18 protein-coding genes and 1 pseudogene are annotated in these 24,776 nt (G+C 70.7%); 8 read left to right on the top strand and 11 right to left on the bottom strand.

What is annotated here, in order from left to right:
- The first annotated feature begins 56 nt into the window (after nt 1-56).
- The gene (locus V6S85_RS17785) at nt 57-260 is read left to right on the top strand and encodes a hypothetical protein (RefSeq protein ID WP_101718719.1); all 204 of its coding nucleotides are present in this window, start codon (nt 57-59) and stop codon (nt 258-260) included.
- 143 nt (nt 261-403) lie between these two features.
- On the opposite strand, the gene V6S85_RS17780 is transcribed toward V6S85_RS17785, so the two are convergent.
- Complete coding sequence (locus tag V6S85_RS17780; RefSeq protein WP_334349770.1) at nt 404-1,723, bottom strand: oxygenase MpaB family protein; 1,320 nt, start codon at nt 1,721-1,723, stop codon at nt 404-406.
- A gap of 130 nt (nt 1,724-1,853) precedes the next feature.
- On the opposite strand from V6S85_RS17780, the gene V6S85_RS17775 reads away from it, so the two are divergent.
- A complete protein-coding gene (locus V6S85_RS17775) occupies nt 1,854-2,459 on the top strand; it encodes a TetR/AcrR family transcriptional regulator (protein WP_334349769.1) in 606 nt (201 codons plus the stop codon).
- 203 nt (nt 2,460-2,662) lie between these two features.
- On the top strand, nt 2,663-3,772 hold the full coding sequence (locus V6S85_RS17770) for a YeiH family protein (protein ID WP_334349768.1): 1,110 nt from the start codon (nt 2,663-2,665) through the stop codon (nt 3,770-3,772).
- Between the two features lie 121 nt (nt 3,773-3,893).
- On the opposite strand, the gene V6S85_RS17765 is transcribed toward V6S85_RS17770, so the two are convergent.
- Complete coding sequence (locus V6S85_RS17765; protein ID WP_334349767.1) at nt 3,894-4,589, bottom strand: arylesterase; 696 nt, start codon at nt 4,587-4,589, stop codon at nt 3,894-3,896.
- On the bottom strand, nt 4,576-5,694 hold the full coding sequence (locus tag V6S85_RS17760; protein WP_334349766.1) for a M15 family metallopeptidase: 1,119 nt from the start codon (nt 5,692-5,694) through the stop codon (nt 4,576-4,578). The genes V6S85_RS17765 and V6S85_RS17760 overlap by 14 nt, the downstream gene beginning before the upstream one ends.
- Nucleotides 5,695-5,771: 77 nt before the next feature.
- Between V6S85_RS17760 and V6S85_RS17755 the strand changes: the two genes are divergently transcribed.
- Together V6S85_RS17755 and V6S85_RS17750 are read left to right on the top strand one after the other, a co-directional pair.
- Nucleotides 5,772-6,851: a L,D-transpeptidase family protein gene (locus V6S85_RS17755; protein ID WP_334349765.1), complete on the top strand. Its 1,080-nt coding sequence runs from the start codon at nt 5,772-5,774 to the stop codon at nt 6,849-6,851.
- A gap of 472 nt (nt 6,852-7,323) precedes the next feature.
- Nucleotides 7,324-8,775: a carotenoid oxygenase family protein gene (locus V6S85_RS17750; protein WP_116564039.1), complete on the top strand. Its 1,452-nt coding sequence runs from the start codon at nt 7,324-7,326 to the stop codon at nt 8,773-8,775.
- 374 nt (nt 8,776-9,149) lie between these two features.
- Here the strand turns inward: V6S85_RS17750 and V6S85_RS17745 are convergent, their stop codons facing one another.
- Complete coding sequence (locus tag V6S85_RS17745) at nt 9,150-9,929, bottom strand: DUF1295 domain-containing protein (protein ID WP_334349764.1); 780 nt, start codon at nt 9,927-9,929, stop codon at nt 9,150-9,152.
- A gap of 1 nt (nt 9,930) precedes the next feature.
- Nucleotides 9,931-11,151, bottom strand: coding sequence for an acetyl-CoA acetyltransferase (locus V6S85_RS17740; RefSeq protein WP_334349763.1), 1,221 nt, complete (start codon nt 11,149-11,151; stop codon nt 9,931-9,933).
- 125 nt (nt 11,152-11,276) lie between these two features.
- On the opposite strand from V6S85_RS17740, the gene V6S85_RS17735 reads away from it, so the two are divergent.
- Entirely contained in the window at nt 11,277-12,221 is a 945-nt protein-coding gene (locus V6S85_RS17735) for a winged helix-turn-helix transcriptional regulator (RefSeq protein ID WP_334349762.1), read from the top strand.
- A 129-nt stretch (nt 12,222-12,350) separates the two neighbouring features.
- Here the strand turns inward: V6S85_RS17735 and V6S85_RS17730 are convergent, their stop codons facing one another.
- Genes V6S85_RS17730 through V6S85_RS17720 form a run of 3 tightly spaced genes read right to left on the bottom strand, consistent with a single transcriptional unit; the run spans nt 12,351 to nt 18,102 of the window.
- Nucleotides 12,351-15,470 carry an efflux RND transporter permease subunit gene (locus tag V6S85_RS17730; RefSeq protein WP_116564031.1) on the bottom strand — a complete coding sequence of 1,040 codons (3,120 nt, stop codon included), beginning with the start codon at nt 15,468-15,470 and terminating at the stop codon, nt 12,351-12,353.
- Entirely contained in the window at nt 15,470-16,534 is a 1,065-nt protein-coding gene (locus V6S85_RS17725; protein ID WP_334349761.1) for an efflux RND transporter periplasmic adaptor subunit, read from the bottom strand. Before V6S85_RS17725 ends, V6S85_RS17730 begins: the two co-directional genes overlap by 1 nt.
- Before the next feature lie 11 nt (nt 16,535-16,545).
- Nucleotides 16,546-18,102, bottom strand: coding sequence for a TolC family protein (locus V6S85_RS17720; protein WP_334349760.1), 1,557 nt, complete (start codon nt 18,100-18,102; stop codon nt 16,546-16,548).
- Nucleotides 18,103-18,345: 243 nt separating this feature from the next.
- Between V6S85_RS17720 and V6S85_RS26660 the strand changes: the two genes are divergently transcribed.
- Together V6S85_RS26660 and V6S85_RS17715 are read left to right on the top strand one after the other, a co-directional pair.
- Nucleotides 18,346-18,603 (top strand): hypothetical protein, encoded by a 258-nt coding sequence (locus tag V6S85_RS26660; RefSeq protein WP_442885683.1) that lies wholly within the window; start codon nt 18,346-18,348, stop codon nt 18,601-18,603.
- 58 nt (nt 18,604-18,661) lie between these two features.
- The gene (locus tag V6S85_RS17715) at nt 18,662-21,652 is read left to right on the top strand and encodes a TonB-dependent receptor domain-containing protein (RefSeq protein WP_442885682.1); all 2,991 of its coding nucleotides are present in this window, start codon (nt 18,662-18,664) and stop codon (nt 21,650-21,652) included.
- 159 nt (nt 21,653-21,811) lie between these two features.
- Here the strand turns inward: V6S85_RS17715 and V6S85_RS17710 are convergent, their stop codons facing one another.
- The 3 genes and pseudogenes from V6S85_RS17710 to V6S85_RS17700 all read right to left on the bottom strand — a co-directional run bounded on the left by V6S85_RS17710 (nt 21,812) and on the right by V6S85_RS17700 (nt 24,652).
- A complete protein-coding gene (locus V6S85_RS17710) occupies nt 21,812-22,792 on the bottom strand; it encodes a DegT/DnrJ/EryC1/StrS family aminotransferase (RefSeq protein ID WP_334349759.1) in 981 nt (326 codons plus the stop codon).
- A gap of 160 nt (nt 22,793-22,952) precedes the next feature.
- Nucleotides 22,953-23,096, bottom strand: a pseudogene (locus V6S85_RS17705) (hypothetical protein); the annotation flags it as partial.
- Nucleotides 23,097-23,101: 5 nt separating this feature from the next.
- Nucleotides 23,102-24,652: a class I adenylate-forming enzyme family protein gene (locus V6S85_RS17700; RefSeq protein ID WP_334349758.1), complete on the bottom strand. Its 1,551-nt coding sequence runs from the start codon at nt 24,650-24,652 to the stop codon at nt 23,102-23,104.
- Nucleotides 24,653-24,776: the final 124 nt, after the last annotated feature.

The following is a 24,776-nucleotide window of genomic DNA, read 5'->3' as shown; positions in this document are numbered from 1 at the left end:
AGCGCCCGGGGAGCCTACATCCGCGCCTCGCATTCCCCAGACGAAAGACGCCGCCCATGGCCAAGCTGCAGCCCCTGGAAACCTTCTCCCTGCAAGAGACCGAAGACGGCTACCGCCTGCTGGTCTCGGCCGTCGGCGGCGACAACATCTACGTCTCGATCACGTCCGAGCAGATGGACGAGATCATCGACAGCCTCGACACGGCGCTGACCGGCGAGGAAGAGACGGCGGGTGAAGACGCGTTCGACGACGCGGATTGAGGTCCAAGGAACCTCCCCCTGTGGGGGAGGCGATCGCGTAGCGATCGGTGGGGGGAGTGGTTGGGAAGCCGGCCAAGGCCTCGTCAGCTGAGAACTTCCCCCCTCCGGCCCTTCGGGCCACCTCCCCCAGAGGGGGAGGATCTTTATGCCGCCTTCGCGTTGGTGGGGCGGTAGCTGGCCGCGTCGGTCGTGAACTCGGCGTGGCCGTAGCGCTTCAGCAGGGCCCGGATCCGGTGGACCATGGCCGCCTCGGCGACGTGGCGCAGCACCGGCAGGCGGTCGGCCAGGTCGAAGGCCTTCATCTGCAAGGTGACCAGCAGGGCCACGACGATGAACGTCGCCTCGTCGGCCGGGGTCACCTCGATGCCCATGCTCGCCGCGCGCTTGCGGTCGCCGCGCATGAAGTGGCGCAGGAAGAAGGCCTTGGCGAAGCGGCGCTCGACGCGGTCGTGCAGGCGGTTGGCGGGGCTTTCGTCCGGCGGCAGGTAGGCGTCGAGCGTGGCGCGGATCAGCGCGCCGCAGGTCTCGTCGTCGAAACCGCGGCGCAGGGTGCTGTCGCGGGCCGTCATCATCCGCACGATCCCCTCCGGCGTGTCGGCCAGCAGGTCCTGCGGCAAGCCCAGCAGGAAGCAGCGATAGCGGGCCAGCTCGACCTTGGCCCGTTCGGCGGGGGTGAACCAGCGGCGGCCCTTGCGCAGCATCTGGAACGACATCAGGAAGATCGGGATCAGCCCGGCCGGCATCTGGTCGACCTGCGGGATCGGCACGCCGTAGACCTCGGCGTTCCAGCGGCCCGAGCGCAGGGCGTTGAAGCGCACCATCGAGTGCATCAGCCGCACCATGGCGGCGGCCTTGAAGCCCTCGCCGTGGCGCTCCAGCGAGCCGGGCAGCAGGGTGGTGGTGAAGAAGGCGGCGGTCTCGTTGACCCGCTTGGCGGCGGTCTCGGCCCCCAGGGTTCCGGTCAGGGCCATGGGCAGGGCCGAATACTTGTTGAGGAAGGTGGCCACGAACGCGCCGCGGATGGCGAATGGGCCAAGGTGGGCGGCGGCGTTGCGGTCGAGCCGCTGGCCCTCGCGGACCAGGTCCATGTCGATCCAGTCGGGCGCTGCTTCCATCTCGGCGATGAAGGCGGCGAGTTCGGGCGGGGCGTCGGGCACGGCGGTGATCCCGCGCTCACAGGCGGCGACCAGCATGTCGATCAGCCGGCGGAAGCCGAACTGCGGGATCAGGGCGGCGTAGGCGTCGGCGACGATGTCGCCCAGCATGGTGTAGGCCCGCACGCGGTCCAGGTCGTCCTGGCTGACCGACACGCCCAGCGGGTTGCGGTCGCGGGCGACGGCGAGGCCAGGGTCCTCGGTGAAGCGCTCGGGCGTGCGGTCGAAATCGATCTTGCCGTAGAAGCCCGGCAGCAGGGTCTTCTGCGAGGCGACGCGGGCGCGGACTTCGTCGATGGGACGGATCATCTGGGCTCCTTCCGGTCCGCTCCCCGGGGAGGAGGGACCTCTGTTCTCGGCCTCAAGCGTATGTAAGCATTACTCATGTTCCTACTCGCCTTGCCGTTCGGCCCGGCGGGTGCGTGGAGGTCGATGGCAAGTGACTGAAAAGAAAAGGCGATCGCCGAGCCAGGGGCGGGCGCAGGCCACCGTCGACGCCATTCTCGACGCGGCCTTTCAGCTTCTGGAGAGCGGCGGACCCGAGCGCCTGACCACCAATCACGTGGCCGAGCGGGCGGGGGTGAGCGTCGGCACGGTCTACCAGTACTTCGCCGACAAGCAGGACATCCTGGCGGCGCTGGCCCAGCGGCGGACCAGCGCGGTGCGCGACACGATCGCCCAGACCCTGATCGAACGGCCGGACCTGGGCAGCGTGCGGCCGATCGTGCGGGCGCTGATGAACGGCTTCGAGGGCTCGCCCGCCACGCGCCAGGCCCTGCTGGGGGCCATGTTCCATCGTGGCGACGCGGTGCTGGAGGCGCACCACCAGGCGTTCCTGGCCTCGATCGCCGGCAAGGCGCGGCTACAGATCGAGCTGACGCCGGAGTCGGCCTTCGTCCTGACCCACGCCGCCGTGGGCCTGCTGCGGGCGGCCGCCGCCGAGCCGGGGCTGACGCTGGACCCGCAGGCGCTGGAGGACGAACTGGTGCGGCTGATGGAGGCCTACATCTCGGCGCTGGCGGCGGTGAAAAGATCCTCCCCCTGAAGGGGGAGGTGGCCCGAAGGGCCGGAGGGGGAAGGTCCTGCCGAGGAAGAGGCGGTTGCTGGCTCACAAGTCACATCCCCCTCCGTCGGCTTTGCCGACACCTCCCCCTTCAGGGGGAGGGTCTCGGCTCGACTTGCCACGCTTGCGCTCCGGGTCCAGACGGAAGGCGTCGTCGGCACGGCGACTCGTCAAAGGGCCTGGCGATGCATTCCGATCTCGACACCGACGCGGCCGCCGCGCGGGCGCTGTTCCAATCCCTGGAAGGCATGGAGGGGCTGAGCCGTCCCGAGCCGGCCCCGGCGCAGAAGGCCAAGGAGCGGTTCCCCGGCCAGGCGGCGCTGATCAAGCTCTATCCCGGCGTGCTGGTGGCGGGGACCATCGCTCTCGCCTCGACCTGGCTGTCGCAGCACTACGGCGCGCCGGTCATGCTGTTCGCGCTGCTGCTGGGCATGACCTTCCACTTCCTGCACCAGGAAGGCCGCTGCATCCCGGGCATCGAGTTCTCGTCCAAGGCCATACTGCGGTTTGGCGTCGCCCTGCTGGGCGCGCGGATCACCGCCGGCCAGATCCTGAGCCTTGGGATCACGCCGATCGTCACGGTGGTGATCGCGGTGGTCTCGACGATCCTGCTGGGCGCGTTCCTGTCCAAGCGCCTGGGCCTGCGCCAGGGCTTCGGCGTGCTGTCGGGCGGGGCGGTGGGCATCTGCGGCGCCTCGGCGGCCCTGGCGATCGCCTCGGTGCTGCCGCGTGACAAGGACGGCGAGCGCGACACGATCCTGACGGTGGTGGTGGTCACGGCCCTGTCGACCATCGCCATGATCACCTATCCGCTGCTGACGGCGGCCCTGCATCTCGACCAGACCAAGGCCGGGGTGTTCCTGGGCGGCACGATCCACGACGTCGCCCAGGTGGTGGGGGCCGGCTACATGATCTCGCCGCACACCGGCGACGTGGCGACCTATGTGAAGCTGCTGCGGGTGTCGATGCTGCTGCCGGTGGTGTTCACGATCGCCTTCCTGGCGGCGCGGATGGCGCCGGGCGGCAGCGGCGGGGCCAGGCCCCAGCTGCCGCTGTTCCTGGTGGCCTTCGCCGCCCTGGTGGCGGTCAACAGCCTGGGATGGCTGCCCAAGGCCGGCGCCGACGCGGCGACCGAGGTCAGCCGCTGGTGCCTGGTCACGGCGATCGCGGGCCTGGGCATGAAGACCTCGTTCAAGGACGTGATGACCGCCGGCTGGCGGCCCGTGGCGCTGATGGTGGTCGAGACCGCCTGGATCGCCGGCGTGGTGCTGGTGGCGGTGGAGTGGTTTCTCTAGATCCTCCCCCCGAAGGGAGAGGTGGCCCGAAGGGCCGGCGGGGGAAGCGGCCGCTGATATGCCGCTGCAACTTCCCCCTCAGTCGCTCCGCGACAGCTCCCCCTTCAGGGGGAGCATCTTCCTATCGCGCCGCCACCTGGGCGCTGCGCGCCAGGGCCTGGACCACCACCGGCGCCAGGTTGGCGGCGATCACGCGCGCGCCTTCGGCGTTGGGGTGGATGCCGTCGCTCTGCATGTAGCGGCGCGAGCCGCCGATGCCGGCCAGCAGGTTGGGCAGCAGGGGGGCGGCGAAATCGCGGGCCAGGTCGGTGAAGACGGCGTTGAAGCGACGGGCGTAGTCGGCGCCCAGCAGGGCCGGGGCGTTGACGCCGGCGATGGCGGCGGGGATCTGGCGCTCGCGCAGGCGGGTCAGGATGGCGCGCAGATTGGCCCGGGTCGCCTCGGGCCGCAGGCCTTGCAGCAGGTCGTTGCCGCCCAGGGCCACGACGCAGACGGCGGTGTCGCCGCCCAGCGCGGCTTCGAGGCGGGCCAGGCCGCCTGCGCTGGTGTCGCCGTTGCGGCCGGCGGCTCGCACCTGGACGGAAAGGCCGCGCGCGGCGAGAACCGCCTGCAGGCGGGCCGGCATCGCCTCGCCCTGGCGCACGCCCAGACCGGCGGTGATCGAGTCGCCCAGCACGGTGACGACCGGCGGGCGCGGCGGGGCGGCGACGCGCGGGGCGGCCAGGACAGGCCCGGCGGGGAGGGCGAGAAGGCCGGCCAGGATCTCGCGCCGGCCCCAATTGGGGTCCTTCAGGGTATGGACGTCAGCGAACTTCATTCCTCCTAGGTAGTAGGCCTTTCAGGCCGGGTTGAGGCGTCGGCGCCCCCTGATCGAGCTGTTGTGATCCATCTTGAGGAAGGCTTGAGATCGGCACGCCGGGCAGCGGCGGCTCGCCGGTCCATTCCCAGTGCCAGGGCTCGAACACGTAGTTGACGAAGCCGAAGCGGCCGGCGTTGCGCACCATCCAGCGATAGACGTCCGAGCGGGCCATAGCCCGGCGGTTGTCGTCGGCGCTGGAGTCGGGGCCGTAGCCAGGGGCGGCGGCGATGAACACGTCCATGGCCAGGCCCGTGCGGTGGGCCGAGCAGATGGTGCGGGTGACGCCCTGGCAGTTGTTGTCGCGGGCGCAGCGGGCGGCGTCGGCGGCCGGGTCGCGGAAGGCCGAGAAGATGGTCAGGACGCGCGGGTCGCGGCTCGTGACGACGCCGTCCTGGCGCGCGGCCTCGACCATCCGGCGATAGGCCTCCAGCGCGCCGGGGCGCAGCTGGATCGTCTTGCCGCCATAGGCCTCGTCGGCCTTGGCCGTCGACAGGCTCGCGAGCGCGGGGGCGTTGGGGCACTCGCCCCGGGCGTTGATGGCGGCGAAGGGGCGGGCCAGGGTCCAGCGGGTCTTCATGGCGTCGAAGGTCGGCTGGTCCAGCACGCCGCTCTGCGGCAGGCCGTGGCCCGCCTGCCAGCGGGCGAGGGCGGCGGCGAAGCGAGTCGTTCCCGGGCCGCAGGCGGTGGCCAGTTCGGCGCCGATGCGCGGGGCGTAGATGACCCAGCCGGTCTCGGCCCGCCCGAACGGGGCCCAGGCCAGGGTGTTGAGGCCGGCGGCGTTGGTCTCGGCCGCGCCGGCGGGGGCGGCGGCCTCGCAGGTCTCGTCGACCGGCAGGGGCGACAGCGGGGCCGACGGCGGGTCGTTGGAAGGCACGTACTGCGTGGCTGGTTCGACCGGGGTTTCGTCGCCGGTGGGCGGGTCGACGGGCGGCGGACCGGAGGTCGGCCAGGCCAGCCAAGCGCCGACGCCCGCGCAGCCGGCCAGCAGCAGGACCAGCAGCCCAAGGCCCAGCCGCCGTCCGCGCCGCCGCGCCTTCGTTCCCTTCCGCCATCGTGAAGCCAAGCGCACCCGCCTTTCGGAACTTCGCCATGGCTCAAGGCTTGAGAACGGCAAGACGTTCCTCGTGCGTGGAGTATGCGATGCCTTCGACCTTCCGTCTCGCGGCCCTGATGGCCGGATGCGCCCTGGCCGCGGCCGCCTGCTCGAAGGGCGAGGACAAGGCCGAGGCGCCGCCGCCGGCCGCCGCCGCGCCGCAGCAGAAGGCCGCTCCGGCCGCCAATGGCCGCTCGCCCCTGGCCCAGGCGGTCGAGGCGGCCGGTCCGCAGGACGCCCCGCCGGCCGATCCGTCGATGATCGCGCCGTCGCTGGTTCGGGTGCAGGTGCTGCTCGACCGGGCCCGGTTCTCGCCGGGATCGATCGACGGCGTGACGGGCACGAACCTTAGGCTGGCCATCGAGGCCTTCCAGCAGGCGCGGGGCCTGACCGTCGACGGCCAGGTGACGGCGGACCTGTGGAAGGCGCTGATCGAGGCCGACGGCGGGCCGGTGCTGACCGACTACGTGATCACGGCCGAAGACGTGAAGGGTCCGTTCGTCAAGGCGATCCCCAAGGACGACTACGAGGCGATGGCGAAGCTGCCGGCGCTGTCCTACACGAGCCCGCTGGAGGCCCTGGCCGAGCGCTTCCACATGGACGAGGCGCTGCTGCAGGCGCTGAACCCCGGAGCCGACTTCACCAAGGCCGGAACCCGGATCGCCGTCGCGGCCCTGGGCCCGGCCGAACTGCCGGCGCGGGTGACGCGGATCGAGATCGACAAGACCATCGGCCAGGTGCGGGCCTTCGACGACCAGGATGTGCTGCAGGCGGTGTATCCGGCCACGGTGGGCAGCACCGAGCGCCCGGCCCCGAGCGGCGAGCTGGCGGTCAACACGGTCGCGCCGCGCCCGACCTATACCTACGATCCCTCGCGCCTGACCTTTGGCAAGCCCAAGGGCAAGCTGACCATCAAGGCGGGTCCCAACAATCCGGTCGGCGGCACCTGGATCGACCTGACCAAGGACACCTACGGCATCCACGGCACGCCCGACCCCAAGCTGGTCAACAAGCGCGCCTCGCACGGCTGCGTGCGCCTGACCAACTGGGACGCCGCCCAGCTGGGCAAGGCGGTCGAGAAGGGGGCCAAGGTGGTGTTCATGGGCGAGGAGGCGAGGAGTTCCTAGGAACCTCCCCCTGTGGGGGAGGTGATCGCGAAGCGATCGGTGGGGGGAGTAAGTGGAAAACTGGCCGGCCCATCGAAAGCTGAAAACGGCCCCCCACCGGCCTTCGGCCGCCTCCCCCGCAGGGGGAGGTTCTTTGCCTGTCATGCGTTGTTGCGTCGCAGCAATCGGCCTTGATCTGACAACGTTGTCATCTTATATCCCCGGCGTCGGGGCAATCTGGTCCCGGCGACGCAAGATGACTGGATCTTCCATGCTGAGCCTGATCGCTCTGGCCGTTTCGGCCTACAAGAACCGCGCCGCCCTGTAATTCGGCTGCGGTCGTCCCGGTTTCGGGACTTTCGAGGAAATGGCCCGCGCGCTCCGGCTCGCGGGCCTTTCTTTTGGGTGCGATGCAGCAATCGACGTTCGTCGAAGATGCTTGCATAACGAGACTGATGGTCTAGGCTTCCCCCGCCAGCCTGGGGAGGACGGCATGAAGATCGCGCGCCAACCGTCGGTGAGGACCTCGCTTGGGGTCACCGACCATCCCTACATGACCGGCGCCTGGACGCCGCAGCACGAGGAGCTCGACGCCGAGGACCTGGTGGTGCTGGAAGGCGCCATCCCGCCCGAGCTGGACGGGGTCTATCTGCGCAACACCGAGAACCCGGCGCATGAGCCCCTGGGGCGCTACCATCCGTTCGACGGCGACGGCATGGTCCACCAGATCGAGTTCCAGGGCGGGACGGCGCGGTATCGCAACAGGTTCATCCGCACCCGCGGCTTCGAGGCCGAGCAGGAGGCGGGGCAGAGCCTGTGGGGCGGGCTGGCCGACGGGCCGGGCGTGTCGCTGCGGCCGGGCTTCGGCGCGCACGGGGCCCTGAAGGACACCGCCAGCACCGACATCGTCGTCCATGCCGGCGAGGCGGTCGCCACCTTCTACCAGTGCGGCGAGGCCTATCGGCTGGATCCGCTGACGCTGGAGACGCTGGGGCCGGCCCCATGGGCGCCGCTCGACGGGGTCTCGGCCCACGCCAAGGTCGATCCGGCGACCGGCGAGCTCCTGTTCTTCAACTATTCCAAGCACGCGCCCTACATGCATTTCGGCGTCGTCGACGCCTCGGGCCGGCGGATCCTCTATCAGCCCGTGCCGCTGCCGGGGCCGCGCCTGCCGCACGACATGGCGTTCAGCCAGAACTGGGCGATCCTCAACGACCTGCCGGTGTTCTGGGACGCAGGGCTGCTGGAGCGCGACATCCACGCGGTGCGCCTGCACAAGGGCCTGCCGTCGCGCTTTGCCCTGGTGCCGCGCAAGGGCGGGCAGCCGCGGTGGTTCGAGGCCGCGCCGACCTACGTGCTGCACTTCCTCAACGCCTATGAGGAGGGCGACGAGGTGGTGGTCGACGGCTACTTCCAGGAGAACCCGACACCCCGGCCCCTGGCTGATGCGCCGGAGCAGTACGCCCACCTGATGGCCTATCTGGACGAGCACAGCTTCCGGCCCAAGCTCCATCGCTGGCGGTTCAACCTGGCGACGGGCGAGACGGTCGAGCAACGGCTGGACGACCGGGTGCTGGAGTTCGGCATGTTCAACCAGGCCTGGGCGGGCAAGCCCTATCGCTATGCCTGGTCGACGACGGCGAGGCCCGGCTGGTTCCTGTTCGACGGCTTCGTCAAGCACGACCTCGTCACCGGCGAGAGCCGGAGCCTGAAGCTGCCCGAGGGCCGCTACGCCAGCGAGGCCCCGTTCGCGGCGCGTCCGGGGGCGATCGACGAGGACGACGGCTGGCTGGTCAGCTTCATCATCGACGAGAACACCGGAACCTCGGAGTGCCTGATCGTCGATGCGCGGACGATGGAGGCGGCGTGCCGCGTGGCCCTGCCGCACAAGATCAGCAGCGGGACGCACAGCGTCTGGGCGGGGCGGGGGGAGCTTCGAGGCTAGGCGCTCGCAAACCCCAACCTCCCGTCATTCCCGCCCTTGTGGCGGGAACCCCTCTGTCAGCCGCAGGGAAGTGGGGCGGACTGCCGGGCAGTCCGCTTGCGTCTCACGTGCGAGCGGAACCAGGGTTTCCCGCCACAAGGGCGGGAATGACAGGCTGATTTGATAGGGCGGCTGGCGGGAACCCCTCTGTCAGCCGCAAGGGCAGTGGGGCGGACTGCCGGGCAGTCCGCTTGCGTCTCACGTGCGAGCGGAACCAGGGTTTCCCGCCACAAGGGGCGGGAATGACGGGCTGATTTGATAGGCCGGCTGGCGGTGTAACCCCTCATCCTCCCACGCCTGCGGCGTGGGCCCTCCTTCTCCCTATGGGAGAAGGTTCACGCTCGCGGAAACCAAGGCACGAACCCTGACGTCCGCGCCACATAGGCCGCGTAGTCGGGCCGGGTCTTCTTCAGGCGGCCTTCGGTGGTGGGCACGCCGCTCCAGCGGATCAGGGTGAAGGTCAGCAGGATCGGGCCGGGGATAGAGGCCGGGCCCCAGGGCAGGGCCTCGGCGGCGATCAGGAAGAGGCCCCACCAGGTGCAGGCGTCGCCGAAATAGTTGGGGTGGCGGGTATAGCGCCACAGGCCTCTGTCCATCACCTTGCCGGCGTTGGCGGGATCGGCCTTGAAGGCGACGAGCTGGGCGTCGCCGACGGTCTCGAACGCGATGCCGACCACGGCGAGGGTCGCGCCGGCGAAGGCCAGCGGCCCGAGCGGGCCGGGCGCCTGGCCCAGCTGCACCGGCAGGGCGACGACGAACTGCATGACGTATTGCAGGGAAAAGACCAGCAGCAGCGAGGTCTTGGCGAAGCTCCAGCCGCGCTCCTTCTCGGCGTGGGCCAGCATGGCGACGTAGCGGCGGTCGGCGCCGTGCTTGCGCCAGCGCCACAAGAGGTAGCCGCCCAGGCGCGCGGCCCAGACGGTGCAGATCGCCGTCAGCAGCATGCCGCGCGGCGTTGGCGGGCCTTGCAGGAAGGCGGTCCAGGCGATCAGCGCCATGCCCAGCCCCCACCAGGCGTCGATGAAGCTGACGTCGCGGATCTTCAGCGAGATCAGCCACAGCGCCAGGAAGGCGGCGGCCGAGACGGCGGCGTCGACCAGCAGGAGTTGCAGCATGTCAGGTTCCGATCACCAGGCTGACCGTGGTGGTGGTCGAGCCGCCGATATTGAGGGTCTGGACGGTGCGGGCGCCATCGACCTGGTAGTCGCCGGCCGTTCCGGTCGTCTGCTTGAAGGCGTCGAGCGCCATGCGCACGCCCGTGGCGCCGACCGGGTGGCCCGCGCCGATCAGGCCGCCGGAGGGATTGATCGGCAGCCTGCCGTCGATGGCGGTGTCCCCGGCCTCGATCGCCTTCCAGGCCTCGCCCGGCGCGGTCAGGCCCAGATGGTCGATGGCCATGTACTGGGTGATGGCGAAGCAGTCGTGGGTCTCGACGGCGTGGATGTCCGACAGGTGGGCGATCCCGGCCCGGGCGCGGGCGTCCTCGACGGCGCGGCGCACCTGCGGGAAGACGTGACCGCCTTCACGGCTGGCGGCCAGCTTGCGGTCGAGCGGGATCGGGGCCGAACGGTGGCCCCAGCCCTTGATGCGGGGCAGGCTGTCCAGCGGAATCCCGCGGGCGTCGGCGTAGGATCGGGCGCGCTCGGGCGAGGCCAGGAAGAGCACCGCGGTTCCATCCGTGACCTGGCCGCAGTCCTGCTTGCGGGTGCGGCCCTCGACCACCGGGTTGGCGACGTCGTCGGCGGTGAAGGCCTCTGGCGGAAAGCGCCAGTCGCGGGTCTGGGCGTTGGGGTTGCGGCGGCCGTTGGCGAAGTTCTGCGCCGAGATCGCCATCAGGTGCTCGTAACGCAGGCCGAAACGCTGGTCGTACACCTCGGCCAGATCCGAGAAGGCGGCGGGCCACAGGAAGCGGGCGTCCTGGAACTCGTGGCCGGTCCAGGCGGCCGCGCCCAGGTTGGCGGCGGCCTGCTGGCCGGGGACGTTGCGCATCTGCTCGATGCCGACGACGCAGGAAAGGCCGTAGCGGCCGGCCTCGATCTCGGCGGCGGCGGCCAGGACGGCGCAGCTGCCCGAAGCGCAGGCGGCCTCGTGGCGCATGGTCGGCAGGCCGTCGAGGTCGGGGTGGACGAGGCCGAAGAAGCCGCCCAGCAGGCCCTGGCCCGCGAACAGTTCGCCGGCGAAATTGCCGACATGGCCGGTCTCGATGTCGGAAGGGGCGAGGTCGGTGGCCGCAAGTCCCTGCGCCACCGCCTCGCCGAACGCGTCGGCCAGGCCCCAGCCCTGGCGCGACCAGTTCGCGGAGAAGTCGCTCTGCCATCCCCCCAGGATGTAGACCATGGCTGCCTCCGCGCCGGCGAGATTACCCGTCCCCGCTTTTGTTAGTCTCGTTATAAAAGCTACTTGTCGGCGAGGCAATCGGCCAAGATTGACAGGCGGCCGCGAACGCTCGCACCAAGGGGAAGATGTCGCCCGAAAACCACAGTTTCCGCTCGGTGCGCGCCAGCTCGGCGGCGCGGGCGCTGAACGTCATCGGCGACCGCTGGACGCTGCTGGCGCTGTACGCGGCGTTCCGGGGCGTCAGCCGGTTCGACGGGTTCGTGGCCCATACCGGCATGGCGCGCTCGTTGCTGACCGACCGGCTGGGCCGGCTGGAGGGCGCGGGGATCCTGGAGCGGCGGCCCTATCAGGAGCGGCCCGTCCGGCGCGGCTATCACCTGACCGCCAAGGGGCTGGACCTGTTCGCCGCCGCCCTGATGATCCTGCGCTGGGACCAGAAGCGCGGTGAGGCGCCCAGTGACCCGGCCCATCGCGTCATGCACCGCACCTGCGGCTGCGAACTGGTGGCGGAGCTGACCTGCAAGGCCTGCGGCGAGGCGGTGACCGCGCGCAACACGACCGTGGCCCCGGGGCCGGGGGCGGGTCTCGACCCCGCGCCGGGCCCGCGCGCCCAGCGGCGCTCGATCGTGGAAGGGGAGGGCGGCGTCCCGCCGGTGGCCGAGCGGGCCATCGCCGTGCTGGGCGACCGCTGGACCTCGCACCTGGTGGCGGCGGCGTTCTACGGCCTGCGCCGGTTCGCCGACCTGCAGGCCGAGCTGGGCGCGGCGAGCAACATCCTGTCCGACCGCCTGGCGCGGCTGACGGCCCTGGGGGTGCTGGACCGCGTGCGCTACCAGGAGCGGCCCGAGCGCTGGGAATACCGGCTGACCGACGAGGGGCGCGAGCTGTTTCCGCTGCTGGTGACGCTGATGGCGTGGGGCGACCGCTGGCTGGCGGGGCCGGAAGGGCCGCCGGAGGTCCTGACCCATGGGCCGTGCGGGCAACGGCTTGAGGCGGTGGTGACGTGCGCGGCCTGCGGCGGGGTGGTCGGGCCGGAGACGACGGTGCTGGAGTCTGCTCCTCCCCTGTGAAACGGGGGAGGTGGCGCGGCGCTATCAGCGCCGTGACGGAGGGGGCGAGGGACGAAGCGCCGAGCCCAGTCTCGCCCCCTCCGCCGCTTCGCGGTCCCCCTCCCCCGCGAGCGGGGGAGGAGCTTGCCTCTACAGCCGGTCCACCGGCGAGGTCGTCGCACCCGGGGCTTCCCGCGGCGTGGTCAGGCGCGAGAGCTTCGGCGTGATCCAGCGCTCGAAGTCGTCGATGACCTCGTAGACCACCGGCACCAGCACCAGCGACAGCAGGGTCGAGGTGATCAGGCCGCCGATCACGGCCACGGCCATGGGCTGGCGGAACTCCGAGCCCTGGCCAAGACCCAGGGCGGTGGGCAGCATGCCGGCCATCATCGCCAGGGTGGTCATGACGATCGGGCGGGCCCGTTCGTGGCAGGCGTCGATCAGGGCCTCGCGCTGGGTCATGCCGGCGCGCTCCTGCTCGATGGCGTACTCGACCAGCAGGATCGAGTTCTTGGCCGCCAGGCCCATCAGCATCAGGAAGCCGATCAGTGACGGCATCGACAGCGGCTGGCGGCAGACCACCAGCGCCACCAGCGCGCCGCTGATCGCCAGGGGCAGGGCCGAGATGATGGTGATCGGCTTGAAGAAGCTGCGGAACAGCAGGACGAGCACGCCGAACACCAGGCCGATGGCCGAGAGGATGGCGACCGCGAAGCCGCTGAACAGCTCGGTGAAGGCCTCCTGGTCGCCGGCCGAGGCCGGGGTGACGCCCGCGGGCAGGTTCTTCATCGTCTCCAGCTTGCCGATCTCCTCCAGGGCCTGGCCCAGCTGGGCCTCGCCGTTGAGGTCGGCCTCGATGGTCAGCTGCCGCTTGCGGCCGAAGCGGTCGATCTTGGCGGGACCCGCCTGGAAGTCGATGTCGGCGACGCTGTCGAGACGGGTGGCGCCGCCGCTGGCGGTGGGCACCTGCAGGGCGCCGATCGCCGCCAGGTCCGAGCGCGCGCCGTCGGGCAGGCGGATGCGGATCGGGATGCGGCGTTCGCCCTGGGTCATCTTGGCGACGTTGGCGTCGATGTCGCCGACCGTGGCCACGCGGGCGATGGCGGCGATGTCGGCCACCGAGACGCCCAGGCGCGCGGCTTCGTCGGCGCGCGGCCGGATGACGATCTCCGGACCGCTGGGCGGCGAGGACGGGCGCGGGTCGGCGACGGTCTTCAGCGACCGCATCTCACGCTCGATGTCGAGGGCGGCCTTGTCGAGGGCGGCGCCGTCGTCGGAGGTGATGATGTTCTGGATGTCGGCCGCGCCCCAGTCGCTCTGCAGGTTGACGCGGGCGTCGGGAATGTCGCGCAGGCCGGCGCGGATCTCCTGCTTGATCTGCGTGACGGTCAGCTTGCGGTCGCCCTTGAGCACGACCGTGACGGTGCCGTCGCGGACGTCGGCGCCGCTCTGGCCGCCGAAGCCGCTGGCGATGTTGGAGCCGACCTGGACGAAGACGTGCTCGGTCTCGGGGCGGGCCTTGAACATCCTGGTCACGGCCTGGACGGTGCGGTCCATGTCGGTGACGGTCGCGCCGGGCGGGCCTTGCAGCTTGATGTAGTAGTAGTTGGCGTTGCCGGCCGGCTGGAAGCCGACGGGCAGCACGCCGATCGACGCCAGGAAGCCGGCGCCGACCAGCGAGCCGACGGTCAGCACGCCGCCGAGGATGAAGCTGATGATCCGGTGGTCCAGCGCCCAGTCGAGGCTCTTGCGGTAGAGGCCCTCGAACGGCTTGCGCGGATGCGGGTCCTTCGACGGCTTGAGGAAGTAGGCGGCCAGCAGCGGGGTCAGCAGGCGGGCCACGACCAGCGAGAACAGCACCGAGACCGCGACGGTCAGGCCGAACTCCTTGAAGAACTGGCCGGGGATGCCGGGCATGTAGGACACCGGCACGAACACCGCGACGATGGTGAAGGTGGTGGCCACGACCGCCAGGCCGATGGCGTCGGCCCCCTCCATCGCCGCCTGGTAGGGCCGCTCGCCCTTGGAGACCCGTTTCTCGATGTTCTCGATCTCGACGATGGCGTCGTCGACCAGGATGCCGATGACCAGGGTCAGGGCCAGCAGGGTGACGACGTTCAGCGAGAAGCCGACCATGGCCATGAAGGCGAAGGTCGGGATCAGCGACACCGGCATGGCGATGGCGGTGATCAGGGTGGCGCGCCACTCGCGCAGGAACAGGAACACCACCAGCGAGGCCAGCAGCATGCCTTCCAGCAGGGTGTGCTCGGTGGCCTTGAAGCTGGCGCGGGTCTCGTCGACGGTGGAGTAGATCTTGGTGAAGCTGACGCCCTTGCTCCTGGCCTCGAGGGCGAGCACGGCCGCCTTCACGCGATCCTCGACCTGCACGTCGCTGGACTCGCGGGTCTTCATGACCTGGAAGGCCACCACGGGCTTGCCGTCGAGACGGGCGAAGCCGCGCTCCTCGCCGGCGCCCTGGCCGACGTCGGCCACGTCGGTGAGCTTCACGTAGCGCGAGCCGACCGGGATGGTGATCTGCTTGAGCTGGTCGAGCGTGTTGGCCGCGCCCAGCACCCGCAGGGTCTGTTCGCGGCCGCCGACCGTGGCCCGGCCGCCGGGGGCGTCGAGGCTGAAATTGGCCAGGGCCTGGTTCAGCTGCGGCGCGGTGACGCCGAAGGCGGCCATGCGGGCCGGGTCGATGATGACGTTGATCTCGCGCTCGGCGCCGCCGACGCGCGCCACCTGGGCCACGCCCTTCTCGCCCTGCAGGGCGCGGGTGACGGTGTCGTCGACGAACCACGACAGCTCCGCCGTGCTCATCGCCGGGGCCGAGACGGCGTAGGTGATGATCGGGGCGCTGTCGATTTCCAGGCGCTGGACGATCGGCTCGTCGATCTCCTTGGGCAGGCTGGCGCGGGCCTGGTCGACCTTTGAGCGGACCTCGTCGGTGACCTTCTGCAGGTCCTCGCCGAGCTCGAACTCGATGGTGGTGGTCGAGGCGCCCTGCGTCACCGACGAGCGGATGGTCTTGATGTTGGAGATGCCCGAGACGGCGTCCTCGATCGGGCGGGTGACCTGGGTCTCCAGCTCGCCGGGGGCCGCGCCGCTCTGGGTGACCGAGACGGTCACGGCCGGGAAGGTGACGTTCGGGAACTGCTTGACCGGCAACGACAGGTAGGCCGCGACGCCGGCGATGATCAGGGCGATGAACAGGACCGCGACGGGGATCGGGTTCCGGATCGACCAGGCTGAGATGCGAAGCTCGGACATCAGTTCGCGGCCTTCTGGGCGGCCGTGACGGGCTGGGGCTTCACCAGGTCGCCGTCGCCGGCGAAGGCGGCCGAGCCGATAATGACGCGCGTGCCGGCGGCGGGGCCCTGGACCAGCTCGACCCAGCCGCCGCCGCGGCGGCCGGTGCGCACCGCAACCTGCTTGGCGCGGTTGTTGGCGTCGACGGTCACCACCGACAGGCCCGAGGCGTCGTAGCGGATGGCGGTTTCGGGAACCGCCGTGACCGCCTGGCCCGAGGCGCCGAAGGTCGCCTTGCCGAAGCCCCCGGCCCGCAGGTCCTCGCGCACCGGCAGGCGGATGCGGACCTTGCCCAGGCGGGTGTCGGCGTTGACGCGCGGGCTGACCAGGCGGATGGCGCCGGCGACCTGCTGGCCGCCGGGCAGGGTGACGGTGGCCGGCTGGCCGACCGCCAGGCCCGCCAGGTCCTGCTCGTTGACGTCGGCTTCCAGCTCGACCAGGCCGTCGCGGACGATGCGGAACCACGGCGTCGTGCCGCCGCCGGAAATCTCGCCCGGCTTGACGCCGCGCTCGATGACCCGGCCGCCGACGGGGGCGACGATGGTCATGCGGCTCTGGCGGGTCTTCAGCTCGTTCAGCGAGGCGGCCTGCGCCTTGGCGGTGTAGCGGCGGCTTTCGATCTGCTCCTGGCTGAGCACGCCCTGGCCGTCGAGGCCGGAGACGCGGGCGGCCTCGGCCTGGGCCTGGGCGGCGACGGCGGCCTGCTGGTCGATCTGGGCGCGCAGCAGGGTAGCGTCCAGCTGCACCAGCGGCTGGCCGGCGCGGACATAGTCGCCCTCGTCGGCATAGATGCGAGCGACGCGATAGCCGGACAGCTCAGAGCCGACCACGGCCTCGTCGCGGGCCAGCAGCACGCCGGAGGCCTCGATGCCGCCGCCCAGCGGGCGGGTCTCGACCTGGCCGACGCTGACGGCGCGGGCCTGGCTGGTCGGGGCGGCCTTGTCGTCGTCCTTCTTGCCGCAGGCGGTCAGGGCCAGGGCGGACGCGGTCAGCAGGGCGAGCGCGCGGGCGGTAGTCATCGTCATGGTCTGGGTTCTCATCGCGAGGCGCGTTCGGAAGACGTGTCGGCGGGCTGGCTTGCGGCCCGTGGAGGCAGGGGCGCGGGCGTGTCCGGAGACCAGCCGCCGCCGAGCGCCTTGTAGGTCTGCACCGCGCGCAGCAGGGCCTGGGTCTGGGCGCCGGTCAGGGCGGTGCGGGCGCTGCGCCAGTTCTGCTCGTTCTGCAGGTTGGTCGTCTGGTCGGTGAGGCCGGCGGCGTAGCCCTTGCGGCTGGCGGCGTAGGCGTTGGCGGCGCGGGCCTCGCCGGCCTTCAGCAGGGTGACTCGGCGCTGGTCCGAGGCCAACTGGGCCATGGCGTTCTCGGCCTCGCCATAGGCGGTCTGCACCGCCTTTTCGTAGGCGACGGCGGCCTGTTCGGTGCGGGCGTCCTGAGCGTCGATCTCGGCCAGCAGCTGGGGGATGTTGAGCAGCGGGACCGAGACGTTGCCGCCCAGCGTCCAGGTGCCGGTGGTGGTCGAGACCGTGCCGCCGCCGGCGCCGCCCTGGCCGAAGTTGAAGGCGGGCGAGACGCTCTTGGCCCAGCCGAGGCCGGGCGCCAGGGTGAAGGTCGGGAACAGGGCCTTCTGGTTGACCTTGAGATTGCCGGCGGCCGAGGCGAGGCGGGCCTGGGCCTCGCGCACGTCGGGGCGGCGGGCCAGAAGCTCGCCCGGCACCGCGGCCGGGATCGCCGGGGGCTCGGCCAGGGCGGCGTCGACGTCGAGGCTGGCCAGCGGGTCGATCCCGCGCCCGACCAGGATCAGCAGGCTGCGGCGGGCGGCCTGCAACTGGCCCTCGAGGTCGGCGGCCTGAGCCTGGGACTGGGCCAGGGTGGCCGCGGCGCTGTCGGCTTCAGAGCCCGCCGACAGACCCCGCCGGGCCTTTTCGGCGGCGAGGTCGAGCAGGCCCTGGCTGATGCGGGCGCTCTGTCGGGCGTCCTCCAGCTGGACGGCCAGGCCCTTGGCCTCGAAATAGGACTGGGCGACGTTGGCGGCCAGGGCCGCGCGGGCGCCCTCGTAGGCGAAGCGGGCGGCTGCCAGGTCGTTGTTGACCACCTGCAGGCCGGCCTTGCGGCGGCCCAGGTAGTCGAGCTCCCACGAGACGTCGAAGCCCGCGCTGTAGTTGTCGGTGTCGCCGCCGAGGGTGAAGCCCTGGCCGCTCTGGTCGAGGATCTCGGTGTGCTGGCGGCTGGCCGCGCCCTTGATCTGGCCCGAGGGGATGAACAGCTGGCGGATCTGGCCCTTGCGCACCGCGCGGGCTTCTTCCAGCACGGCCGCGGCGCTGCGGGCGTCGGGGCTCTTTTCCAGCGCCGTGGCGATCAGGCCGTTCAGCTGCGGATCGTCGAACTGCGTCCACCACTGGTCGAGGGCGGCGGCGGGCAGGGGCGTTCCGGCCGGGGCCTCGAAGGCGGCGGGCAGGCGGGTGTCGGGCGTGCGGGGCGCGGTGGCGTTGCAGCCGGTCAGGGCCAGGGCGGCCAGGCTGACGCCCGCCGCAAGGCCGACCTGGGCGATCAGGCGCGCGGCCGGACGTCGGCGATCGGCGGTCGCGTCGAAACTCATCAAGAACTACCCCACTTCCGGACGACCGCCCCTAAACGGACGAACTGGACCGTCGTTCGCTCAGTTAGGGCGACTATTCACAAGAAAAAAGCCCGTCTCGCCAAGACGCGGACGGATTTTCCCATGGTTGCGGTCACTACGTAGGACGGTCGCACCTCTGTTCGCACGGCGACCACCCGAATCTGTCAGCAGGCTGGCAGCCGAACGCGACGATTTTTCGAAGCGGCCGGCAGGCGGCTTTCGTTGCCGCCCAACTACGAGCGGTTGACGTTTCGAAAAAACATACCCAATCATCGAAACATTCGTTCGACTCTCGCTGGCGATGCGGTTCGCGGCGGTTTCGAGCAGTTAAAAAGCTTTGCGTACAAAGTATCCGGCGAGAGGGGGATCCCAAGGTTGTCGGCATCCAAGTTCGCATCTTCAAATTTCGAAAAGCGTGACCATGGCGCGGCGGGCGGCCGTGCGTCGTCGTCGCGCGCGGAGGATTTCGCCGAGACCTGAGAGAGATCCGTCCTCGCCCAAGCGCTCCGAAAAAGAAGAGACAGACCGGGAGAGGGAAATGACCAGGAAGACCTATCTGCGCGCGGGCTCGGCCTGCGCGTTGGCGGCGGCGCTCGCCGCGACGGCGGGGGCGGCGCGGGCCCAGGAATCCACGCAGGTCGAGGAGGTGGTGGTCACCGGCTCCTTCATCCGCGGCACGCCCGAGGACGCGGCCCTGCCGGTCGACGTGATCGGGGCCGAGGAACTGCAGAAGCGCGGCTCGCCCTCGACGGTGGAGCTGATCAAGTCGCTGTCGGTGTCGAGCGGCGTGCTGGGCGACACCAACCAGTTCGACAGCCGGGCCCAGGGCTCGGAGGGCTCAGGCTCGGTGAACCTGCGGGGCCTGGGCTCGCAGCGCACCCTGGTGCTGCTGAACGGCCGGCGGCTGGCGATCAACCCGCTGGCCTCGGCCGGGGCCGGCATCGTCGACACCAACATCATTCCCGCCGCCGCCATCGGCCGGCTGGAGGTGCTGAAGGACGGCGCGGCGGCGACCTATGGCTCCGACGCCATCGCCGGGGTGGTCAACTTCATCACCAAGAAGAACGTCGACGGGCTGGAGGTCGGGGCCGACTACCGGGCCATCGACGGCTCGGACGGCGACTACGGCCTGAACCTGACCTACGGCAAGCCGTGGGACAACGGCGACATGCTGATCAGCATCGGCTGGCAGCACCGCTCCAAGCTCAGCGTCGCCGAGCGCGACTGGGCCAACCAGCCCTACCTGTCCAATCCCGAGGCGGGATGGTCGGCGGCAGGCAGCCCTTCGAGCTTCATTCCCGTGGCCAACACCACCAGCGGCCTGCGCGATCCGGCCTGCGCGGGGCTGGGCGGCTATCCCGGCTTCAGCGGCCTGACGCCGGTCTGCTACTGGCACTACACGCCGTTCGACAACCTGGTGGAAAAGTCCAACGCCGTTCAGGTCTACGGCGAGATCAACGCCCGGCTTTCGGAGACCACGAAGTTCCACGTCGAGGCGCTGTACGCCCATACCGACGTGCCCGACTGGAACACCTCGCCGTCCTACGCGGCGCTGGCCGTGCCCACGGCCGAGGTGGCCCCGATCCCGCAACTGGCCGGGCGCTATTTCGTGCCGGCGACCAATCCGGGCCTGATCGCCTTCATGGCCGCCAATCCGACGGTGATGCTGACCAACCTGGGCACGGGGGCCCAGACCACCGTCCCCGGCGCGATCTTCGCCAGCGGCGCGCTGAACGTCGCCAACCGGCCGTTCGGCATCGGCGGCAACCCGGCCTTCGGCTACGGCCCGTCGATAGGCTCGCGCTCGTTCGACGCCTATCGCGTCTCGGCCGACCTGAAGGGCGAGTTCGGCAACGGCATCGGCTGGGAGGCGGCGGTGACCTACTCGCAGGAGGTGGGCATCCGCACCGGCTACGACACCCTGGTCAACCGCTACGCCCTGGCGCTGCGCGGGCTGGGCGGCCCCAACTGCGACAGCAGTCCTTCGACACCCGGCATCCAGGGCACGCCCGGCGTCGGCGGCTGCATGTATTTCAACCCGTTCGCCAGCGCCCTGCCCAGCAACGCCATCACCGGCGTGGCCAATCCCGGCTATGTCCAGGCCCTGGCCAACAGCAAGGAGCTGACCAGCTGGTTCTTCCAGAAGCTGTCGACCAAGCAGACCTCGCGACTGTTCGTCGCCGAGGCGGTGCTGAACGGCAAGACGACGATCACCCTGCCGGGCGGCGACATCGCCTGGGCGGCCGGGATGCAGTATCGCCGCAGCTACTTCACGGCGACCTACAACGACATCTCCAACGCCCTGATCAATCCGTGCGTCAACACGCCGGACTTCGGGGTGACCACCTGTACGGGCTCGGCGCGGAACGGGCCGTTCATGTTCCTGGGCGTCGGCACGCCGTCCGACAACCAGAGCGACGTCGTGGCCGCCTTCGGCGAGCTCAGCCTGCCGATCACGCAGACGGTGCAGGCCCAGCTGGCGGCGCGCTACGAGGACTATGGCGGCGCGGTGGGCTCGACCTTCAACCCCAAGGCCTCGGTCCGCTGGCAGGCCACGTCCTGGATGGCGGTGCGAGCCTCGGCCGGCTCGACCTTCCGCGGGCCGCCCGATCCGCTGACGACCACGACCTCGGTGACCTCGCTGCAGGGCATTCTCGGGGTCTTCCGGGCGGTCGATATCTTCAGCAATCCGAACCTGAAGCCCGAGAAGGCCAACACCTACAATGTCGGCCTGCTGTTCAAGGCCGGCAGCTTCAAGGCCAGCATCGACTACTTCCGGTTCGACTTCAAAAACCCGATCGTGGCCGAGCCGGTGGCCGGGATCACCAACGCGATCTATCCGAACGGGGTGTCGGGGGCCAACAACTGCGCCGATCCGGCCTATGCGGCCCTGGTGGCGCGCTTCACCTTCAACGGGGCGTGCGGCTCGCCGGCCAATATCGCCCGGCTGAAGACCTTCTATATCAACGGCGCGCCGGTGGAGAACTCGGGCTTCGATTTCTCGGCCGACTACAGCTTCGCCGGCGTGCTGGGCGGCGACCTCGCCATCGGCGGCACGGCGACCTGGGTGCAGAAATACGAGGTGGGGGCGACCAGCGTCGAGGGCGTGGTGGTCGAGAAGGCCTTCGACGCGGTGGGCCTCCTGAACTACCAGACCACCGTCGTTCCGATTCCCGAATGGAAGGGCCAAGCGTTCGCCGAGTGGAGCCGCGGGATCCACAACCTGCGCCTGACGGTGCACTACATCGGCAAGTACGACGACCAGCGCGTCGCGCCGTTCGCGACCGGGGCCTACAAGGACACGACCGGCGCGGCGGTGACGGTGGCCAGCGGCAAGACCATCGACGCCCAGGTGCTGACCGACCTGGCCTGGCGCGTGCAGCTGCCGCGCGAGACGACGGCGACGGTGGCGATCACCAACCTCTTCGACCAGGACCCGTCCTACGCCCGGCTCGACCTGGGCTACGACCCCTTCACCGGCGATCCGCTGGGCCGGACCTACAAGTTCAGCCTGCGCAAGAAGTTCTAGGCTTCGGCCTTTCTGTTGTCGCAGCTCCTCCCCCGCTTGCGGGGGAGGGGGACCACGAAGTGGTGGAGGGGGGCGAGGCTGGGCGCGGCGGAAGCTGTCGCCCCCTCCGTCACGCTGCGTATCCGCAGCGCGCCACCTCCCCCGTTTCACGGGGGGGGCTCAGACCTGCGCCACGGCCCGCCGCACGGCTTCGGCCAGGTCGTCGAGGTCGGCGATGTCGAGGTCGGCGGCGAAGGGCAGGCCCAGCATCTTGCCGGCCAGATGGTCGACGACCGGCACGCGGTCGGCCTGGATCTCGGGGTCGCGCACGCCGACGCAGGTGACGAAGCGGCCCTCGACGGCCAGCAGGGCGGCGACGGCAGGGGCGCAGCCCTCGGCGACGCTGACGACGCAGGCGCTCGACACCCACGACAGGCCCCAGCCCGGCTGGAAGGCGACGGGCGAGCCGAGCAGCAGCATCCGCAGGCGCTGGGCGTTGGTGGCCAGCTGCTGGCGCTTGAGGGTCCAGCCGTCGAGGCCTTCGTCGCCCTCGAAGACGGGGGCGGCGAGGCGGCCGATCAGTTCGGCGTCCTCGGCGGCGACGAACACGCCCTGTCCGCCGGGCAGGCCGACGACGACGGGCACGGGCGCGTCCATGATCACGTCGAAGCCGAAGGCGGCGTCGACCACGATCGGCAGGCCGGTCTCGGCCTGGAAGGCGGCCAGGGCCAGGAGGTCGGGCGCGCGGCCGAAGGCGCAGGTGGTGACGATGGCTTCCAGCGGGCAGGGGGCTTCGCTCAGGCGCTCGCGCAGGTGGGCGGTGTCGACCATCCAGGTGAACGGGTCGACGTCGACCAGCCACGGCGTCAGGCCGGCGGCGGCGACGCCTTCGAGGGTTTCGCGGCCGGCCAGGGCCGAGACGATGCAGACGCCGCCGGCGCGCGCGCCCTGGGCGGCCAGCAGGTCGGCGGTGGCGGCGGCGCGGTCGGCGCAGGCGCGCACGGCGGTGGTTCGGGAGAAGCGCTGGGCCAGCCGGCCGTTCAGGTGGTCGCAGGCCGGGCCGCCGAACGCTTTGCCAAACGCGTCGAAATCAAGCGGCGCCGGAGAGGCGTGGGCGGACTTCGGCTGCGACGCCAGGACGGCGGCTGAAAGGCTGGACATGCGAGACGCTTCCGCAACGAACCGGCGCCGACAACCCCGACAGCGCCTTTATGGTTAACTGAACGTATCGAGTGACTCGGCCTGTCCAGATGCGGCGCGCGGTCGCGGCGGAGATTGCGGTTTTTCCGGGTTTTCGGTGATCCGCTTTCCTATCCGCCCGTCATTCCCGCCCTTGTGGCGGGAACCTCTGGTTCCACTCGCAAGTGAAGCGCCAGCGGACCGCTGGCGGTCCGCCCCTCCCGCCCTTGCGGCTGATAGAGGGTTTCCCGCCACAAGGGCGGGAATGACGGGCGTTGGGGGTGTGGCGAGCTATCCCTTCGCCATCCACCCGTCCCGCAGTTCGCGCTTGAGCACCTTGCCGATGTGACTGCGGGGCAGGGCGTCGACCAGCACCAGGTCGGCCAGGCGCTGGGTCTTGCCCAGGCGCTCGTTGGCGAAGGCGCGGACGGTTTGCGCGTCGGCGGTCGCGCCGGGCTTCAGGGTCACGAAGGCCACCGGCGTCTCGCCCCAGGCGTCGGACGGCACGCCGACAACCGCGGCTTCCAGCACGTCGGGATGCGCGGCGATCACGGCCTCCAGGTCGCTGGGATAGATGTTGAAGCCGCCGCTGATGATCATGTCCTTCTTGCGGTCCATCAGCGTCAGGAACCCTTCGGCGTCGAAGCGGCCGACGTCGCCGGTGCGGATGAAGGACAGGCCCTCGGGGCTGGTCCAGGTCGCCTCGGCGGTCTTGCCGGGCTGGCCGTGATAGCCGTTCATCATGCCGGCCGAGCGGCCGACGATCTCGCCCACGACGCCGGCGCCGACCTGGACGCCGTCCTCGTCGATCAGGCGGATGTCGTGGCCCGGGGCGGGCTGGCCCACCGTGTGCAGCTTGTCGGGATGCTCGTGGGCCATGAGGATGCAGGTGCCGCCGCCCTCGGTCATGCCGAAGTATTCGACGAGACCGCCCGGCCAGCGACGCAGCACCTCCGCCTTCAGTTCGGCGGCGAAGGGCGCGCTGGTGCAGAACTTCAGCCGCGTGGACGACAGGTCGAAGGCGTCGAAGTCCGGATGGGCCATCAGCCGGCGGTACTGCACCGGCACCAGCATGGCGTGGGTCATGCGTTGGGCCTGCGCCAGCTCCAGGAAGCGGCCGGCGTCGAACTTCCTCATCAGCACGACGGTCCCGCCGCCCGCGAGGGTGGGGAAGAAGCAGACCAGGGTGGTGTTGGAATAGAGCGGGGTCGACAGCAGGGTGACCGCGTCAGGGCCATAGCCGACGGCGTCGCCGCGGAAGACGTGCTTCCAGCGCATGCCGTGCGACTGGACGATGCCCTTGGGCGCGCCGGTGGTGCCGCTGGAATAGATGATGTTGAACGGATGCCCGGGGCCGATCTCGACCGGCGCCGGCGTGGCGCCTTCCGGAGCCAGCCAGGCTTCGAAGGCCTCGCCGGCGGCCGAACCGTCCAGGGCGATCGTGCGCGTCGCGATCGGGGCGGGCGACTGCGTCTGCGCCACCCCGGCGTCGACGAAGAACAGCTTCGCGCCGCAGTCGGCGACCATGCCGGCGATGGCTTCGGGCGTGGAGGAGGGCGCCAGGGGGGCGACGGCGACGCCCGCGCGCAGGCCGCCCAGGAACACGGCCGCATAGGGAATGGACGACAGGGCGCAGACGGCGACCGCCTCGCCAGGCGACACGCCGTCGCGCTGCAGGGCGGCGGCGACGCGGTCGGCCAGGGCGTCGAGCTGCGCGTAGGTGACGGCCTCGCCGGTCTCCATGATCACGGCGGGATGGTCGGGCGTCTCGCGCGCCCGCTCGCGCAGGATGTCGCCCATCACGCCGTAGTCGGCGGCGATCATGGAGGGGATGGTGGGCATGGGCTGTTCCTTACTCGGCACATCATCTCCTCCCCCGTGAAACGGGGGAGAGGGACCGCGAAGCGGTGGAGGGGGCGAGACTGGGCGCCGTGCCGGCCGTCGCCCCCTCCGTCACGGCGCTGAT

It is taken from the genome of Caulobacter sp. CCNWLW153 (genome assembly GCF_036889365.1).
Taxonomy (GTDB): Bacteria; Pseudomonadota; Alphaproteobacteria; order Caulobacterales; family Caulobacteraceae; genus Caulobacter; species Caulobacter radicis.
The sequence above is the reverse complement of the archived record's forward strand: the minus strand, read 5'-3'. Positions and strand labels throughout refer to the sequence as shown.

Excerpts from the sequence above, each read along its gene's own strand:
- V6S85_RS17785 (WP_101718719.1), top strand. The coding sequence starts at position 57 with ATGGCCAAGCTGCAGCCCCTGGAAACCTTCTCCCTGCAAGAGACCGAA.
- V6S85_RS17780 (WP_334349770.1), bottom strand. The coding sequence starts at position 1,723 with ATGATCCGTCCCATCGACGAAGTCCGCGCCCGCGTCGCCTCGCAGAAG.
- V6S85_RS17770 (WP_334349768.1), top strand. The coding sequence starts at position 2,663 with ATGCATTCCGATCTCGACACCGACGCGGCCGCCGCGCGGGCGCTGTTC.
- V6S85_RS17765 (WP_334349767.1), bottom strand. The coding sequence starts at position 4,589 with ATGAAGTTCGCTGACGTCCATACCCTGAAGGACCCCAATTGGGGCCGG.
- V6S85_RS17755 (WP_334349765.1), top strand. The coding sequence starts at position 5,772 with ATGCCTTCGACCTTCCGTCTCGCGGCCCTGATGGCCGGATGCGCCCTG.
- V6S85_RS17750 (WP_116564039.1), top strand. The coding sequence starts at position 7,324 with ATGAAGATCGCGCGCCAACCGTCGGTGAGGACCTCGCTTGGGGTCACC.
- V6S85_RS17745 (WP_334349764.1), bottom strand. The coding sequence starts at position 9,929 with ATGCTGCAACTCCTGCTGGTCGACGCCGCCGTCTCGGCCGCCGCCTTC.
- V6S85_RS17740 (WP_334349763.1), bottom strand. The coding sequence starts at position 11,151 with ATGGTCTACATCCTGGGGGGATGGCAGAGCGACTTCTCCGCGAACTGG.
- V6S85_RS17735 (WP_334349762.1), top strand. The coding sequence starts at position 11,277 with ATGTCGCCCGAAAACCACAGTTTCCGCTCGGTGCGCGCCAGCTCGGCG.
- V6S85_RS17730 (WP_116564031.1), bottom strand. The coding sequence starts at position 15,470 with ATGTCCGAGCTTCGCATCTCAGCCTGGTCGATCCGGAACCCGATCCCC.
- V6S85_RS17725 (WP_334349761.1), bottom strand. The coding sequence starts at position 16,534 with ATGACGATGACTACCGCCCGCGCGCTCGCCCTGCTGACCGCGTCCGCC.
- V6S85_RS17720 (WP_334349760.1), bottom strand. The coding sequence starts at position 18,102 with ATGAGTTTCGACGCGACCGCCGATCGCCGACGTCCGGCCGCGCGCCTG.
- V6S85_RS17715 (WP_442885682.1), top strand. The coding sequence starts at position 18,662 with ATGACCAGGAAGACCTATCTGCGCGCGGGCTCGGCCTGCGCGTTGGCG.
- V6S85_RS17710 (WP_334349759.1), bottom strand. The coding sequence starts at position 22,792 with ATGTCCAGCCTTTCAGCCGCCGTCCTGGCGTCGCAGCCGAAGTCCGCC.
- V6S85_RS17700 (WP_334349758.1), bottom strand. The coding sequence starts at position 24,652 with ATGCCCACCATCCCCTCCATGATCGCCGCCGACTACGGCGTGATGGGC.